This window comes from Gammaproteobacteria bacterium, from assembly GCA_013214945.1.
Classification (GTDB): Bacteria; Pseudomonadota; Gammaproteobacteria; order Enterobacterales; family Psychrobiaceae; genus Psychrobium.
In genome coordinates, this window is sequence record JABSRT010000006.1 from 1 (window position 1) to 16,735 (window position 16,735).

At 43.1% G+C, this 16,735-nt stretch carries 13 protein-coding genes; 7 read left to right on the forward strand and 6 right to left on the reverse strand.

Annotation, left to right across the window (positions count from 1 at the left end):
• Positions 1–229: 229 nt before the first annotated feature.
• Both HRU23_05485 and HRU23_05490 read left to right on the forward strand, forming a co-directional pair.
• Positions 230–847, forward strand: a complete 618-nt coding sequence (locus HRU23_05485; GenBank protein NRA53577.1) for a Crp/Fnr family transcriptional regulator — start codon at positions 230–232, stop codon at positions 845–847.
• Positions 848–940: 93 nt separating this feature from the next.
• Positions 941–1,132, forward strand: a complete 192-nt coding sequence (locus HRU23_05490; protein ID NRA53578.1) for a DUF2892 domain-containing protein — start codon at positions 941–943, stop codon at positions 1,130–1,132.
• Between the two features lie 107 nt (positions 1,133–1,239).
• On the opposite strand, the gene HRU23_05495 is transcribed toward HRU23_05490, so the two are convergent.
• Together HRU23_05495 and HRU23_05500 are read right to left on the reverse strand one after the other, a co-directional pair.
• Positions 1,240–3,291 (reverse strand): TRAP transporter fused permease subunit, encoded by a 2,052-nt coding sequence (locus tag HRU23_05495; GenBank protein NRA53579.1) that lies wholly within the window; start codon positions 3,289–3,291, stop codon positions 1,240–1,242.
• 67 nt (positions 3,292–3,358) lie between these two features.
• Positions 3,359–4,360 carry a TAXI family TRAP transporter solute-binding subunit gene (locus tag HRU23_05500; protein ID NRA53580.1) on the reverse strand — a complete coding sequence of 334 codons (1,002 nt, stop codon included), beginning with the start codon at positions 4,358–4,360 and terminating at the stop codon, positions 3,359–3,361.
• Positions 4,361–4,743: 383 nt separating this feature from the next.
• Here HRU23_05500 and HRU23_05505 point away from each other — a divergent pair, with 383 nt between their 5' ends.
• The 5 genes from HRU23_05505 (at position 4,744) to HRU23_05525 (ending at position 11,476) form a co-directional block, all read left to right on the forward strand.
• Complete coding sequence (locus HRU23_05505) at positions 4,744–6,825, forward strand: GHKL domain-containing protein (GenBank protein ID NRA53581.1); 2,082 nt, start codon at positions 4,744–4,746, stop codon at positions 6,823–6,825.
• A complete protein-coding gene (locus HRU23_05510) occupies positions 6,822–8,213 on the forward strand; it encodes a sigma-54-dependent Fis family transcriptional regulator (protein NRA53582.1) in 1,392 nt (463 codons plus the stop codon). The genes HRU23_05505 and HRU23_05510 overlap by 4 nt, the downstream gene beginning before the upstream one ends.
• A 272-nt stretch (positions 8,214–8,485) precedes the next feature.
• Positions 8,486–10,066: an MFS transporter gene (locus tag HRU23_05515; protein ID NRA53583.1), complete on the forward strand. Its 1,581-nt coding sequence runs from the start codon at positions 8,486–8,488 to the stop codon at positions 10,064–10,066.
• Between the two features lie 213 nt (positions 10,067–10,279).
• The gene (locus HRU23_05520) at positions 10,280–10,981 is read left to right on the forward strand and encodes a sulfite exporter TauE/SafE family protein (protein ID NRA53584.1); all 702 of its coding nucleotides are present in this window, start codon (positions 10,280–10,282) and stop codon (positions 10,979–10,981) included.
• Between the two features lie 78 nt (positions 10,982–11,059).
• Positions 11,060–11,476 (forward strand): hypothetical protein, encoded by a 417-nt coding sequence (locus HRU23_05525; GenBank protein ID NRA53585.1) that lies wholly within the window; start codon positions 11,060–11,062, stop codon positions 11,474–11,476.
• A gap of 435 nt (positions 11,477–11,911) precedes the next feature.
• Here the strand turns inward: HRU23_05525 and HRU23_05530 are convergent, their stop codons facing one another.
• From HRU23_05530 to HRU23_05545, 4 genes are read right to left on the reverse strand one after another with little or no spacing between them, the layout of a single operon-like run.
• Complete coding sequence (locus tag HRU23_05530; protein NRA53586.1) at positions 11,912–13,297, reverse strand: ABC transporter ATP-binding protein; 1,386 nt, start codon at positions 13,295–13,297, stop codon at positions 11,912–11,914.
• Positions 13,281–14,087 carry an ABC transporter permease gene (locus tag HRU23_05535; GenBank protein ID NRA53587.1) on the reverse strand — a complete coding sequence of 269 codons (807 nt, stop codon included), beginning with the start codon at positions 14,085–14,087 and terminating at the stop codon, positions 13,281–13,283. Before HRU23_05535 ends, HRU23_05530 begins: the two co-directional genes overlap by 17 nt.
• Complete coding sequence (locus HRU23_05540; GenBank protein ID NRA53588.1) at positions 14,084–15,019, reverse strand: ABC transporter permease; 936 nt, start codon at positions 15,017–15,019, stop codon at positions 14,084–14,086. The genes HRU23_05535 and HRU23_05540 overlap by 4 nt, the downstream gene beginning before the upstream one ends.
• A gap of 3 nt (positions 15,020–15,022) precedes the next feature.
• Complete coding sequence (locus tag HRU23_05545; protein NRA53589.1) at positions 15,023–16,609, reverse strand: ABC transporter substrate-binding protein; 1,587 nt, start codon at positions 16,607–16,609, stop codon at positions 15,023–15,025.
• Positions 16,610–16,735: the final 126 nt, after the last annotated feature.

A 16,735-nucleotide genomic window follows, 5' to 3' on the forward strand; every position in this document is an offset into this window, starting at 1 on the left:
ATAAGGGGCGCGAGCAGGACGCGGTAGCCTTATTGTTGATTTAAACTAGCACAAGTGGTCAATTATTAAATGCAATTGGTATAACTAAAAGTTATCACTAGGCAGCAGAATATCCCATTTTTATTCTAAATGTTAACAACTTGATGTTGTGGTATAAGTATTGATAACCGTCAGAGGACTAATTCACTTATCTGGTCTTCTGGTTATTTACTCATGGAGTTCACTTTAAATGCCATACCCTAGCCAAATTGAACATGCCAAGCAGGTCAAGCTCGCGGCCAATACAATAGTGTTTAATCAAGGAGATGATTGTCAGCAGTATGTTGTAGTTATTAGCGGCAGCATTAAAGTGTTTTCGCGCTCCTGTGTTGGCAAAGAAGTGGTTTTATATCATATAAAACCGGGGCAAATGTGCGTGCTTACCACCTCTTGTTTATTAGCCAATAAGAGTTATCCGGCGCAAGCGGTGACCGAAAGTGAGGTTACATTAAAAGTAATTCCCAAGCATAAATTTGATAAATACATCGATCAAAACTCAGATTTTAGAGCCTTTGTTTTCAATAGCTTTAGTGAGCGATTAAGTACGTTAATTTTACTGGTTGAGCAGCTCAATTTAACCAGTGTTGAACAGCGTTTAACCCAATATTTATTAGCAGCCTGCCAGCCTAATTTAACGATAAAAATTACCCATCAAGCGATTGCGACTGAAATAGGCTCTGCTCGTGAAGTTGTTAGTCGGCATTTAAAAGAATTAGAGCATAAAAATATAGTAATGCTTAATCGCTCAAAAATCACAGTGATTGATGTCGCGAACCTCAGGGAAATAGCTAAAAATCCCATTATTTAGGGGCTGATTATTTCGTTATGTAACTAAGTCACTGAACTGTTGTATTCAATGTTTAATAATTTAAATCGAATAATTAATCATTGAGGATTTGTCATGAAAAACGAAGGCATGTTAGATCGCGTTATACGCGTTATTTTAGGCACGGTATTGTTAAGTCTTACCATTGTTGGACCGATGACTGCGTGGGGATTGATAGGAATTGTGCCGATAGTAACGGGGCTTTTTGGTTTTTGTCCTATTTATAAAATAATCGGTCTTAGCACCTGTCCTTTAAACCGTAAATAATTCAAATTACAGATCAACATTTTCAAGACTCTGCCCAGTAATAACCGATAAACAGTCATCACTTACCAGTAAGTGATGACATATAAGATTAATTTGTTTGCATAATATTAAGACTGGACTGAGCGCATTGCCTGTTTATGCTGCTTATATTGAACGTTGTCCCACGCCAGATATGCAATTAACACGGCAACCACGACAATTTTAATCACGATTTGTTCAAGCGGCCATAACAAGAGCAAGCCGCCCACACCGACCAATACTCGCTGGTACCATTGGATTTTAGCGTTAATGATGCCTTCCCATGCACAAACTATACAATACAGACCTAGGGCATAGAACATAAATAGATAAATACGCTCAACCCAGTCACCCATGATCAGGCCGGAAAAGGCCATTAAGACCGGCACAATATACAATGCCTTAGCTAACTTCCAAGCGCAAAATGCGGTTTTAGAATGCGACGCTTCTGCGATGCCAGCTGCTGTGTAAGCAACCAAACAGACTGGTGGGGTAACATTGCTGTCTTGCGACAACCAGAAAATAATGAGGTGAGCGGCTAATAAAGACGACAATAACAGCTCCGGCGCTAAGGTCATTTCATAAATCACCAGTCGAGTATCGGGCGCTAACGCTAATAGGCTGTCTTTAACCGGAATGTCAGGATCGGCGAGGCCGGGAATTAAACTGGTTAACATATCCATTTGCGGCAAGTTCGCGCCCATGGCGAGTAACTCTTGCAGCATGTTCATCGAAATTAAATCGCTTAGCACTGGCGCTAACAAGGTCGCGACAATGATATAAGAGGCTGTTACTGGCAGTCCTGCGCCTAAAATTAACGACGAAATCGCAATCAGCAGTAACAAAATAATCAGGCTGCCGCCAGCCCAATCAACCGCCATCAATGAGAACGTATTGCCAATGCCAGAGGTCGTCACGGCATTAACCAGTAGCCCGATAGTGACTAATAAAATAGCAGTCACGGTCATGCCTTTAGCGCCTTCGGCTAATGAGTCGGCAATGTCGTTTAATTTCATTGGGCTTTCTGAAATCCAAGACAACGTGATAATAGACACAATGGCGGCACCAACGGCATAGATCGGAGTATATCCCGACATTAACAGCCCAACTAATACCCCAATTGCCACCAGATGACGCCAGCCATTTTTATATTCAATGTTTGGCTCTGCAGTTGCGTCTGCTTGAGCTTGCGGGTCAGATGAGTCGATATTGTGCTTAATCGCATAGGCCCTAACAAAGAAACCGACCGTTAGGTAATAAAGCAGTGCGGGCAACAAGGCGGCACTAATAATGGTTAAATAAGGCAGTTGCGTATACGAGGCCATTATAAAAGCCCCTGCGCCCATAATCGGCGGCATTAACTGACCGCCAGTCGAGGCCGCCGCTTCAACACCCGCGGCAAACTCCCGAGAGAATCCCGCTTTGCGCATTGCCGGAATAGTAATAACACCGGTAGCGGCGGTATTGGCGATTGCAGATCCTGAGACCGAGCCCATCGCGCCAGATGCGATAACGGCGACTAATCCCGGACCGCCACGAAAACGTGACGCGAGTCGAGCTGAAACGTGGATTAAATAGTTGCCGGCACCAGAAGTTTGCAAAAAGGCACCAAACAGCACAAACATAAAAACAAAGGTCCAAGATATTTGGGCGATCGAGCCAAACATGCCGTCGGGGCTAAAGTAACTGCGAAATAAAACAGACTCCCATGATAAGCCACGGAAGTTAAACATGCCGGGCACGTACTTACCCCAGAATGCAATGTAGGTTAGCGCTAAAATAATCAGGCAGGGGATAAACCAGCCGACCACGCGATAGGTTAAAAACAGCGCCAAAATAATAGTAATCGAGCTAAAAATATAATCGGAGACAATAAACTCCTGACCACGGTCGTATAACAAATCTTCAAACGGGATCACATACAAGGTGCTGGCAACCAATAACACCAACAAAAAAATTCGTACAAAAGTGCCCGACATATACATCAAAATTGCCAAGCTACCAAAAAATGAAAAGTGCAGTGCTGCTGCCCAGTTCTCGGGAAGAAAAGCAAAATAGTTTAAAAATATATGGAACAGGCTAGCGGTGATCGCTAACCAATAAATGGCTTTTTCCATTACCGGAGAATTTTGAGACAACATAGCAGCCAACTTTAATTAGATGAGATAAATGACCCGATAGCGTTAGCTACCGGGGTGAAGCAAGGAATTACATTAGGTGTTTAGGGATAGTTAAACCGATTTCTTGATAGTATTTAATCGCGCCAGGGTGTAGCGGCACCGTTAAACCAGCAATCGCTTTTTGAGCGCTCATTGCCTTAGTCGCTTTGTGAATTGAGTTTAAAAACGGTAGGTTTTCATAAATCGTTTTAGTGATCTTATAAACATCCGCTGTAGCGACATCAGCGTTAACCGCTAAGAAGTTTGGCTGCGCAATCGTGTTAATGGCGGTGTCTTGGCCCGGATAAGTACCTGCGTCAATCGTAAAGCGCGTCCACAATGGGAAGTCTTTGTTGATTTTAGTCAATGACTCGTCAGAAACATCTAACACCTTAATGTCATCGCCTAGGCTTGAAAATGCACGGGTGATAGCACTAACAGGAACGCCTGCAGGAATGTTCATGCCTTTAATACGGCCATCTTGCATTGCGCCAGCGCTTGAACCGTAACCCATATGAACAGTAGAGAATCCATCAACATCAATGCCCATCGCACCTAAAATATGGCGACCTGAGCCTTCAGTGCCAGAGTTTTTCTTACCAATCGAAAACTTCTCACCTTTCATTTGGCTAATCGCACTTAACTCGTCGCCTTTCACTACTTTATTATTAACCACAAAATGTTCGACGTTTTGCCATAACATGCTGACCGAGCGGAAATGACGTTGTTGACCTTGTTTGGCCATTCGACCTTCGCCATTCCAAGCCCACGCGCCGTACAAACCTTGCAAAATAGCAAATTGAACTTCGTTGTCTCTTAGCAACTTAACATTGTCGCCAGAACCTGCCGACGTAATAGCTGACATTGATATTTTATGTTTAGGCTCTAATTTGATTTTTGCCAAGGTCGAAATGGCAACACCGACCGGGTAGTAAGTGCCACCAGTTGAAGCGGTGGCGAGTAAATAAGAACGCTTTTCTTCGGCAGCTATTGCGCCAGACGACAGGCCAATGGTGACAATAGGTGCTAATAAATACTTAAATAACTTCATAATAATTATCTCTTTGTTGTTAGTGTTATATCGGTAATATTTTTTGTTATATCTGGTAATAATTAGTGGCGTTAAGCAGGGTATGGCTCAGCGCAAAATTTATTATCGGTGTTTCATTACGAGCGTTGTTTAATTTGCACAGTTCGTGCCATAGTTAACGCATTGTTATATAGGTGATTAAAAGTGTGGCGGTGAATGTTTGTTCATATTGTTGGTAGGGCCTGTGAAATATTTTTCACAAAAACTAACGCGCTGAGTCTTTGATCAAAGACAAGGGGCTTTTTACGGTTGACTTGTGGTGATGTTAACTCTCAATATAGTGCGCAATTGGCGGCTGCTAGTCGTCATAAATAAAACAATAAATTAGCGAGTTAAGGGGTTGTATGCGTTCGGCCAATACTAAAGTTGTCATATTCTTAGCTTTACCAATTCTAGTCTTAATGGCACACATCTATTGGATCAAAGATCAACAGTTCGCCGCTGGACAGCAGCTTAATTTACTTGAAAAATCATTCTCGGGCTCACTGCAGCGTTACCACTATTTGCCCAAGATATTAGCCAATAAATCCGCCTATCAAATAACAAATCAAGTTAATAACAATAGCGGCCAGCTTAATCAGTTGCTGAAATTAATGAAAGAAACGGCTGGGGTTGGCGTAATTTATTTAATGAATGATCAAGGCTTGGTTATTGCTTCAAGTAATTATGATGTGCAATCGAGCTTCATCGGCCAAAATTACCACTTTAGGCCTTATTTTAAAAACGCCCTTACTTACGGTGCCGGTAGTTATTATGGGGTAGGTGTTACTTCTGGTATTCCCGGATATTTTTTGTCAGCTAAGGTAACGGACTCTGAAAATCGGGTTGGGGTGATTACGGTAAAAATAGAACCAAGCCAAATCGATAACTCGTGGAATAGTGCGCACACCAATATATTTATCACCAACAGTGACGAGGTTATATTAATGTCGAATCAGGTAGCGTGGCTTTATGGCAGCCTAACTCACTTGAGCGTTAATCAAATTAAGCTGATCCAACAGCAGCAGCAATTTGCCAATCATGTGCCGAAGAATATCGTGGAGCAGAAAATAAAAATCGATTGGCTCGCGCTTGATTTGTGGCAGATAGATCAAAGTTATTATTTGATTAACTCATTGCCTTTAGCGGCCTCTGATCGCGGGAGCAGTAAAAGCTGGGTCATTTATGCTAGCTCGCCTTATAGCGCCGTATTGATTAAAACCTTGTATAGCGCTTTGGTGATTGGGCTATTTTTATTGAGTATTTATATCGCGCTTGAGCACAAGCATGTGCTTGAATACGCCAAGCAACGTGAGCAGCAATCAAACCAGCGTCGACGCACTCAGCTACAATCTGTTATCGACAATACTCAAGTGGGGTTGTTAACACTAGACAGTCAAGGGCTTATCCTTAGCGCTAATCCGATCTTTAGAAATATGATCACCAAGAATGCACTGCTGATTGAAGGCCAGCCGATTCAACAGTTTATTGGTTCAATTTTTACCGACGATGAGTTGAGTCATTTTACGGCGGGTTTTGTTGAAACCGTGATCGAAAATGAAAACTCAGTGGCGCTGCCTATTATGTATTCCGTTGGATCGGTTAATATTGATGAGTCGGTATATTTAGTTACCGTGGTTGATATCACCAAACGAACCAAGGTTGAACAAGAATTACAATACATTAATAATCGACTTGAAAGCTTGGTAGAACAACGATCTAAAGAATTAGAGGTATTGCAAAAAGAATTAATTCGAGAAGAAAAAATGATTGTGTTGGGCCGCATGGCCGCTGTCATTGTCCATGAATTAAGCCAGCCAGTGGTCGCGTTTAAAACCGCGTTGGCTAGCATTGTGATTAAAAAGCAACGTAACGATATTGCTGGCATTGGTGACACCATCAATAACATGGCGCCACTGTGTGATCATATGCAAGACGTTATTGTGCAGCTAAAAGCCTTTAGCTATCGTGGTCACTCACCTTTAGTTGAGTTAGAAATTAACCCACTATTACAGCGAGTGATTGATCAAGTTCAACCGACTGATTTAGCCATTATTGAAAGTGATTTGTCAGCGTCCTTGGAGCTGGTGAGCGGTAATAGTGTGATGTTAACAATGGCTTTTAGTAATTTAATAAAGAATGCGATAGAAGCGACAGAAGACCTTGCAGCGCCACAGGTCAGGATTAGTTCGCAGCAACTAGCACAAGGAGTTGAAGTCATTATTGAAGATAATGGCGGCGCGATGAGCAGCGATGTTGCAAAGGATTTATTTGAACCATTCTTTACCACTAAAACGATCGATCAAGGCTTAGGGCTTGGTTTAGCACTGGCTAAAAATGCGATAAAAGACAGCGGCGGCACGATTAAGCTAGCTTATGATCAAAACAGTACCCGATTTTTAATTTGGTTACCGAATGCGACAGCGACAAAGGATAAACAACAATGACAAATAGATTACGCAGCTCTGGCTGTTTGAACGAAGCGAGGGACATTGTCTTGATCGACGATAACAACTCGCTTTTAGTGAATGTTGCCGATTATCTGTCGCTGTATTTCAATAAAGTTCATACCTTTAGCGATCCTAAAAAAGCATTAAAGTTCATTAGCGCCGATTTCCCCGGGGTGATTATTAGCGATATAAAAATGCCAGGGCTGAGTGGCATGCAATTGCTTGAGCAAGTGATGGCGATTGATCCGAGCTTGCCGGTTATTTTGATGACGGCCCATGGCGATATTTCGCAAGCGGTTGACGCGATGAAACTAGGCGTTTATGACTTTATCGAGAAACCTTTTGAGCCAGAGCGAATGCGCGAAAGTGTTAATCGGGCCATGGAAAAACGCTCATTAACTTTATCGCAGCGTGATTTGGAATGTCAGCTGGCCGATATGAACGCAATAGAGCATCGTTTAATTGGTGTTTCTCCGGCGATGGTGCGAATTAGAAAGCAAATTTTGAGCTTGGCCCAACTCGACGTGCCAGTGTTAATTTATGGTGAAACTGGTTCGGGCAAAGAGGTGGTTGCTAACTGTTTACACGATTTTAGCCCGCGTAAAAAGGCTAAGTTTGTCGCGCTAAATTGTGCCGCTATTCCGCAAGACTTAATCGAGTCAGAGCTGTTTGGTCACGTTAAAGGGGCCTTTAGTGGCGCCCAGCAAAAACGGGTTGGTAAATTAGAATATGCCGACAAAGGCAGCGTATTTCTCGACGAAGTTGAATCTATTCCCTTTAACGTGCAAGTAAAATTATTACGGGCACTGTCTGAAAATGTCATTGAACCTTTAGGGGCTAATGAATCAAGGGCGATTGATATTCGTATTATTTCTGCGACTAAAGAATCACTTAAAGACAACGATAATTTCCGCCAAGATCTATATTATCGACTCGAAGTCGCCGAAATTCAGTTACCACCGCTGCGAACGCGCAAAGAAGACATTGTGCTGTTGTTTGAACATTACGCCCAAACTTTTGCTAAGGCATTTAATATTGAATGGCCCGGAGTTACCCAACAATTGCAAACGCAATTGCTCAGCCATGATTGGCCCGGCAATGTCAGAGAGCTCATTAATATTGCGACCCGTTGCGTGATGCAGTGCAAGCAAGACTTAACCGATTTAGCGTCTTTTGGTGCAGGCATTAATTTTGACGCCAATAACGGCTCGCTAAAAGAGTCGGTTGAGCACTACGAAAAAGCGTTATTAATTGATGCATTGCGTCAACATCAAGGCAATATCAGTGCGATATTAGAGACGTTAAAATTGGAACGTCGGACCTTTTATGTCAAGTTGCAAAAATACAACATTGAACGCAGTGATTATGTCGCGGAAAAATCATAAGTGACGTTAGCTATTAAACAGACAGTTTATAGTGTCTGATCCCAAATCGATTCAAAGGTACCGGCGAGTTAATTGTGGTTAATAGTCCAATTTACGGTGGGGTATCGTTAAATATAAATTTATTTCAAAACAATTACATGACTTACACTTGTCCGCGAATAACTCAATATGTTGTAATTTTACTACAAAATATTAGACTGGGCTAAAAAATAAGCTATAATTGTGGCCTGCTCAAATCCAAGCTATTTCTAACTTAAATTGTTGCGTAACTTATGACTACCAATATTATTACCCGTGTTCGACCGATATTAATTACTGTTTTTGCTGTTGCTATCAGTATTAACCTGTTCTTCGTGATGATCCCTATCCGTCTAAAAGATGGTGGGTTTTCAGCGACAGACATAGGTATGGCAATGAGTATGTTTGCCGTTGGCTCTATTATGGCTGGACTATTTGGCACTAAGGTTGTTATTCGATCTGGTCATATCCGGGCGTTTTGTACCATGGCGGCAGCATTGGCAATTGTGGCCGTTATCCACAGTTACACCAATGATATTTGGGTTACTGGTGGTCTGCGAATAATCGCTGGTTTTTGTTTTATTACGAACTTTATTACTCTGGAGAGTTGGCTCAACGTTCTTAGTGATAAAAGTAACCGTGGTAAAGTTTTTGGTATTTATCAGATCTGTTTTGCCATTGGTTTTGGCGCTGCACCTTTCCTGTTTAGTTTATCGAACGAGCAAGATCCACGATTGTTCGGCCTAATCGGGGTGTTTTTGTGTATCGCACTAATCATTATGTCGATGAGCCGGCTGCCATTGCCCGAGTTGCCTGAACGTAGCAGTGCGATGTCGTTAAAGCAACTGTGGGGCTATTCACCGTCAGCGACGATGTCTTGTTTTTGTGCCGGTTTGATCAATGCCACCAGTGTCTCGTTAATTTCACTTTATGCCTATGACCATGGTGTCTCGGGTATATGGCTATCGCTAATTTTAGGCTCATATCAAATGGGTGGGTTGCTAACCCAGATCCCGACAGGTTGGCTGGCCGACCGATACGATAAACGTATCGTTACTTCTGGTTTGATGATGATGGGTATTATCAGTAATTTACTGATTGTTGCTGAGTATTTTTACCCAATGCCAATTCAGGTATTAGTGGTCATTTTCTTAGTGTCAGGTGGTTCTGGTGTTGCACTGTTCCCATTAGCCGTCACACAAATCTTTGACCACATCGATCTTAAAGATGCCATGCCAGCAACCAGCACCATGCAAATAATTCTTGGGGTTGGTGGGGTAATCGGGCCGATTGTGGCAGGTTTCTTAATGACCGAATTTAGCAGCATTTGGCTGTATTATTTCCTGATCGCGATTCATGTATTTGTGATTGTATTTTTGCTGATACGTAAGGTGTTTGTCCGTACTGAAACGCTACAAGAGGCTGGCCCTTATCAAATGAGCATGCAGCAGACTGGTTCTGCAGAGTTAGATTCGCGCATCGACACTAATTTATCAGACATCGCCGATCCTGAATTAAAACTACTGCTAGTCGCATTGGCACAACAACCTAGAGATCCTGCCGAATTAATCGAAACCATGCTTGAGGGCTCTTCTCTTAAGGCCAGCGATTTAGCGATTAACATGGTATTAGCCTTGCCTAAGCAGTCAGGTGAGTTAATTAAACTGTTGGTCGAAGTAGATCCGGCGCAGCGTTTACCTATCACCTACTCGTTACACGATTTATTTATCTTGCGTAAAGATCGAATTAACTCAATGATTCAAGAAGCACTATTAGACGGGGCTAACGAGGAAGAGAGCACCGAGATAAATGCGAACTTAAACCAATTTATGTAATAAGCTGGTTGTTTATGTGAGTAACCGATAGCGAAACTGTTTTGGTTATCGGTTATTTAATTGCTTATTAATTAACGTAATACTGTGCATAAAAACTTATTCAATCGCTGCTTTTGTTGAGGTAGCATCAGTTACCCAACTTCTTAATTATTAATGCAAATGATTGATAGTATTAGCACAATACTCAGCTCTATTACGTTGAATGATGTCAGCTTGGTATTTCTCACCACGTTTAGCTCAACCATTGCTGGCGTGTTCGGCTTAGGTGGCGGTTTAGTTTTGGTGGTGATGCTGCCGTGGTTTGTTCCGGCTAACGCCGTGGTGCCAATTCATGGCATTACACAGCTGGGCAGTAATATTTCGCGCTTAATGTTGTCGTATCGTCATGTCGTTTGGTCTTTGGTACCCTGGTTTATATTTGGCACCGTGTTCGGTATTGCGTTATTTTCGCTGGTGTTAACTAGCCTTTCAACTAAATATATTCCGGTAATTATTGCGATATATTTGTTATTAAGTCTGTGGGTTAAGTCATTTGAAAAATTACTCAGCAAGATTGAAAGTTTCTTTGTAGTTGGCATGTTACAGGGCGGTTTAGGTTTAATTGTTGGTGCGCCTGGCCCTATAGCTATTACGCTACTGATGAAAAAACTGAGTCACCCAGATCAAATTATTGCGACTGCATCGCTGATGCTCAGTTTTGTTAATTTAGCGAAAGTAGTGACTTATGCTATTTTCGGTTTTGTGTTTTGGGATTATATCCATTCGATTATTTTTGCGATTATTGGCGCGTTTATCGGATCTTTCATCGGCACAATAATACGTAAGAAAGTCGACCCTGATCGTTTTTTACATTTATTAAAGTGGCTATTGACCATCCTAGCCCTGCAAACGCTGATTCGTTTTAGCTTTTTTTAATCATCGTATTATTTTTGCCAAATCAGCGAGTTTGACCTTTAATCAATAGACATTAAATCAACTGATTAAGACAATGAAATGGTCCAAGCTCAATTAGCTAATGAATGGCAGCTGCTGCAAAACCAATGCGACAGTTATGAAAAACACTCGTTATATATCAAGTTAGTCACTATCACGCTGTTTTGTCTCGCGTATTGGCTTAACCGGTGTGACGCAATATTACTGATAATTACCCTGATATTATGGGGGCAAGATGCTATTTGGAAAACGGTTCAAGCAAGAATAGAGCAGCGTTTATTGGCATTGGAAATGGAGCTGATATCAGTCAACGATAGCGTGGTGACAACAGCGTATAGCTATCATCTCAATTACCGTAAATCTAGACCATCAACGGTCGGTTTAATCAAAGAATATGCCCGCCAAGCCTTGCGACCAACGGTTACTTTTCCTTACTTTATTTTAGTCATCATTATTGGCGTGTTTGCACTGGTGTAATAATGAATTTTGCGGATTAGAAGGTGGTTAATAACACCGCTACTTTAATTCGGATAGTTACAACTTTTAGAACGTAGAGTTTGGTTATACTTCCCGATGTTAGTTGCTTCAATAGGATGGCCGTTAGAAGAAAAAATCAGGGACGATTTTTTAGCTTTTTGCGCTGGCGAAGGCAAGGATGCCGTAGTTAGAGTGACGCAGGATGCCAAAGCCGGACACGCATAAAAAGCGGTTTCGTTAAGACGGCTATTCTATTGAATATAAGCAACTAAAGCGCGGGTCGCCTTTCTTTTGGTTACTTTTCTTTGGCGAAGCAAAGAAAAGTAACTGGTGTGCTTACACCTAAGCTTAATAGTAAGAAAATATATTTAGCACATCAAATATTCACCGAGCTTTATTGGTAGCCACACTTAAAGTACAACATAACCCATTTTATCAATGCCCCAATTCAATCACCGAATCACATCGCTTGGCGATTAAGTTCGGATCATGACTGACCATTAATAAAGCGCAGCCTTGTTCTCTGGCTAGGTTAATCAATAGCTCGGTGATCTCTTGCGCAATGATTGGATCTAGTCGAGAGGTTGGCTCATCGGCAAACAAGAACACTGGATCAAGCATTAATGCCCGTAAAATAGCAAAGCGTTGTAATTCACCACCTGACACTGAGGTGCTGCGTCTGGTCAGTAACTGCGGTGCTAACTTTAGCTTTTTCATTAAAGACACCGCTTTTTTCGGGTCTAATTTATGGCGCTTAATTAGGTCGTCGAGCAAGGTGCCCAAGGTGACACTTGAGGTAAAAGCCGCTGGCGGATCTTGAAACAGTTTTAACCAGCGATGTGATTTTTGCTGTTCAACCTGCTTAGTTACTTGACCTGCAATAGGCGAAAGCAAGCCAAGCAAGGTATCACCTAGGGTGCTTTTACCGCAGCCGCTATCTCCAACAACGCCCATTACTTCACCGGCATGTAAGGTGAAATTAATGTCTTGAGCGAGGCTTTTATTATTGCGGCCAATCGCTAAATTAGTCACTTGCAAGATTGGTTTAGTGCCTTTAACGGGTGGCCATTTATCCCAATGACGCGGATCGGCAGCAATCAAGGCTTGCGTATAAGGGTGCTTGGGCTGCTGTAATACTTGCTCGGCAGATCCCTGTTCAACAACTTGGCCTTGTTTCATGACAATAATGTCACCCGCAAGCTGACGAGCAACCTCGATATCATGGGTGATGGTCAGTAGCCCACCGCCCTGTGAAGCCGTTTTCAGTAACGTAATAATATCGTTGCGCCGGCTAATATCTAATCCTTTAGTGGGTTCGTCGGCCAATATTAGCTTGGCTCCGCCAGCGGTTGCTGCACTAACAGCAAGCCGCTGTGCCATGCCTCCAGACAGTTGTCCCGGACGCTTAAAAGCACTGCTTTTTAACCCGACCTTCGCTAGCGCGGTAATCGCAGCATCAAAAGCCGTTCGCTCACTTACACGGTGCACATACTGATGAACTTCTGCAATTTGTTGGTAAGCTGGCATTAAAGGATCAAGCGCATGCCAAGGCTCTTGGGGCAGCATCACCATGTCTGTGCCCCACAGGTTTTTAAGTGATGCAGCATCTTGAGCTTGGCCAAATGTTTCTACCTTGCCTTGCATCGATAATTCACTCGGCAGTAAACCCATAATCGCTTGGGCGAGCAAACTTTTTCCTGAGCCCGTTTGGCCCAAAATCGTAATCGGACGGTCTTGATATAACTTAAACGAAAGCGGCTCTAACAGCTCGGTTTCGGCTGATGCGATCGAAAGATCAGTAATATTAATTAATAGATTCACGCTGGCTACCTGCTAAAAGTTGAAAACCTAAAACCACGAGTGCCACGGCAATTAGCGGCTGCGCTAGTACCCAAGGAGCTTCAATGTAATAAGGAAATAACTCGACACTCATTAGGCCAAGTTCTGCCAGTGGTGGTTGAATACCCACCGAGATAAAACCAAGTGAAGCCATGGTTAAAATTGCATTTGCGCCGCCAAACGCCGCCATGGTAAAGATGGATGGTGAAATTGTCGGCCAAATATGACGCTTAAATTGATACCATTTACCAAACCCCATCATGGCAGATAGCTGCAGCTGTGGGCTGTTGATGAGTGTGCGGGTCATTGCGCGCGACACCCGATAATATTCGGTCCATTGCACTAATGAAATGGCGAGATAAAGCACGGCAAATGAACCTGGCGCCATTGCTACTAGCATCAGAATCAGCACTAGCCCTGGTAAAGCGAGCAAAATGTTGATCACAATATTTAAGCTTTGCTCAAACCGGCCGCCAATCCATGCCGCACTCACCCCGAGAGAGACACCGAGCATTAAGGAGCTGATAACACATAACAGGCTAAGGCTAAATGACAATAAAATAGCACTTGCTAGTCGAGTCATCATGTCGCGCCCGAAATTGTCGGTGCCCAGCCAGTGCATGCTATCAGGCGAGGCTAGTCGCTGTGCCAAATTTTGTTCGTCGATGCTGTACGGAGAAAGCCACCCGACTAAACCTGAGAAAACCAGCAAACTAATTAGCAGCACCAGGCCGAGTAGTTGCGTTTTTGAGATATTACTTTTGATATTCATCGCTCTTGTTGTCCTCTTGGATCGATCGCATGACATAATAGGTCAATCACGCCATTGAGCAGCACGAATAATCCGCCCATCATTAGGGCGCAGCCTTGAATTACCGGGATGTCCCGTGCAAAAATTGCGTGGGCTAAGCCATGGCCAATGCCGGGCCATGAAAACAATGATTCAATCATTACAATGCCTTCGACCACACTGACTAATTGCACGCCAATAAATGCCACGACCGGCACCGCAATATTACGAATGCCGTGCCGGACAAAGGTTTGGCTTTCATTTAGCCCCTTGACCCGTGAAAAACGATAAAAAGACGATGTAATCACTTGGCGAGTGCTGGTATGCACCACGCGATTAGACACTGCCGCTAAACTTATCGCCAGCGTTAGGCTGGGCAGGACCAGGTGCTGCCAAGTACCAAAACCTGCCACTGGCAATAACTGCCATTGCAATGAAAATAATAATATCAACAACAAACCAAGCACAAATACTGGCATTGCTTTGGTCGCTGTTGATAACCACACTAACGCGGTATTTACCGCCCCCCCTTTTTGAGCCGACCAAACACCTAATGGCAAAGCAATTAAGGCCGACAGCATAATCCCGAACATAGCCAGTAACAAAGAATGGCCAAGTTGGTGCTGAACCAGCTCAATCACCGGTAGTCCACTGACTAAGGAGTTACCCAAATTAAATTGTAAAAGATCAGTCAACCAGCTTAAATAACTGGTTAAAATACTTTGATCGAGGTTGAGTTCTTGTCGCACTAACTCGGCGGCTGCCGAATCAACATTGTCTTGGCCATAGCGACTGGCGGCTATGCGATAAGCCATATCGCCCGGCAAGCTGCGCATTAACACGAAGGTAAGGGTGCCAACGCCCCAAATGACCAGCATTAGCTGGAAACATTGTTTTTTTAGTAAGGCCCACATCAGTTATTTAAACACCATTTGGTTAATGAAGTAATTACGCTCGTAGGGGTCAAACTTGAAGTTTTTGACCCGCTGATTAACCGACGTATGCTGGGTGTAACTCGTGATTGGTAATACGGGTAATTGTTGATGAATTACTTTGGCAATGGTTTGGCTGAGGGTGAAACGCTTGGCCATATCATGTTCGCGCGACAGCTGGTTAATCGCGTTATCAACTTGGGCATTATGCCAATTCATGGTGCCCCAATCACCACCACCATGAGAAAAGTCAGTGCTAATAATAGGGAAGGGATCAGCGATAGAACCGAAATTTCGAGCGATTAACGCCAGCTCTAAGGTACCATCTTGGTGGCCAGCCGGGATCATGCTTGAATTGGTAACATTGATTTTAAGGTCAATGCCAAGCTTTGCCCATTGCGCTTGAATTGCTGTCGCAACAACCGTTAGTTCAGGTCGGTCGGCGTAGGTCATTAGGGTTAATTTAAATGGCTGGCCATCACGGCGCAATAGACCCGATTCATTTTTAAGCCAGCCTTGTTCACTCAATAAAGCTTGGGCCTTGGTTAAGTTTAGTTTGCTGGCGGTTATGCCGGGTAAATACCATTGCGAAAAACTGCGCGGCAAAATTTGAGAAGTTTCCGAGCCCTGAGCATGTAACACATTGGTTGCAATAGAATGGCGATCTAGAGCTAAATCAAGCGCTTGTCTTGTTCTAATGTCGGACAATAATGGGTGGCTATTATTGAGTTTTAAAAACAGGGTACGTGGAATAAGGTTGCTATGAACCTTAACCGTTTGGTTGCTCGTTAACTGCGATAACATCGCAGGATCTAAGGTGAACACAATATCTGCATCGCCAGTTTTTGCTTGTAACAAACGACTTTCAGCTCGGTGGCCTGTAAGGTAAGTGGCGTAAGGGATTTTAGCTTGTTGCGCCCAGTAACCGCTAAATTGCTTCACGGTTAATTTATGAGGCGGCGAGAAGCTGGAAATTTGATAAGCACCGGTGCCATACAATACGTTAATGTCACCTGATTCATTATAAGAAGCAGGGGCTAAAATAGCGGTTGAATAGTTAGTCAGTAATGCCGCTAATGAAATATATGGTTGGCTTAAGGTGATCCGAATTTGGTTATTGCCAATCGCAGTGATTTTCGCGATGTCTGCTTTGTTTAAAACACCATGTTTTTGTTGGGCATGGCCTAAACTAGCGACTACGGCAGCAGCATTTACTAAGGTGCCATCGTGGAATTCAACATTATTGCGCAAGGTAAATAGCCAGCTTAATCCGTCGTCACTAGCCTGCCAATTTAACGCTAACCCAGGGGTTAGTTCGCCAGCGCTACTAACATTGACTAAGGTTTCTAATACTTGCATTCGGGTTAAGATATAGCCCTGTTGTGAGGGCTCTAAGCTAGAAATTTCCCACGGGCCACTGATGGTTAGGGTGTTCGATTTATTCTGGTTTGACTGGGGTGCTTGATTGCTCCAAAGCCCAAATATACTGCACAGTACAACAACTATAGCGAGTAAGCTGTAGCGAATAAGGCTTTTCTTTTTTGCAATTTCATCGTATGAAATGTCGGTCATAATATCATCCAAATTCAATCCTGCTGAAACTCAACAAGATAAAACGACCCAAAACTTTTCAGCCACTAAGGTGAAAAATTCAGATCAAAATATCCCTTATCGGTAAGGGATAAGGTACAAAGTATA

Excerpts from the sequence above, each read along its gene's own strand:
- HRU23_05505 (NRA53581.1), top strand. The coding sequence starts at position 4,744 with ATGCGTTCGGCCAATACTAAAGTTGTCATATTCTTAGCTTTACCAATT.
- HRU23_05535 (NRA53587.1), bottom strand. The coding sequence starts at position 14,087 with ATGAATATCAAAAGTAATATCTCAAAAACGCAACTACTCGGCCTGGTG.
- HRU23_05540 (NRA53588.1), bottom strand. The coding sequence starts at position 15,019 with ATGTGGGCCTTACTAAAAAAACAATGTTTCCAGCTAATGCTGGTCATT.
- HRU23_05490 (NRA53578.1), top strand. The coding sequence starts at position 941 with ATGAAAAACGAAGGCATGTTAGATCGCGTTATACGCGTTATTTTAGGC.
- HRU23_05515 (NRA53583.1), top strand. The coding sequence starts at position 8,486 with ATGACTACCAATATTATTACCCGTGTTCGACCGATATTAATTACTGTT.
- HRU23_05500 (NRA53580.1), bottom strand. The coding sequence starts at position 4,360 with ATGAAGTTATTTAAGTATTTATTAGCACCTATTGTCACCATTGGCCTG.
- HRU23_05510 (NRA53582.1), top strand. The coding sequence starts at position 6,822 with ATGACAAATAGATTACGCAGCTCTGGCTGTTTGAACGAAGCGAGGGAC.
- HRU23_05545 (NRA53589.1), bottom strand. The coding sequence starts at position 16,609 with ATGACCGACATTTCATACGATGAAATTGCAAAAAAGAAAAGCCTTATT.
- HRU23_05525 (NRA53585.1), top strand. The coding sequence starts at position 11,060 with ATGGTCCAAGCTCAATTAGCTAATGAATGGCAGCTGCTGCAAAACCAA.
- HRU23_05485 (NRA53577.1), top strand. The coding sequence starts at position 230 with ATGCCATACCCTAGCCAAATTGAACATGCCAAGCAGGTCAAGCTCGCG.
- HRU23_05495 (NRA53579.1), bottom strand. The coding sequence starts at position 3,291 with ATGTTGTCTCAAAATTCTCCGGTAATGGAAAAAGCCATTTATTGGTTA.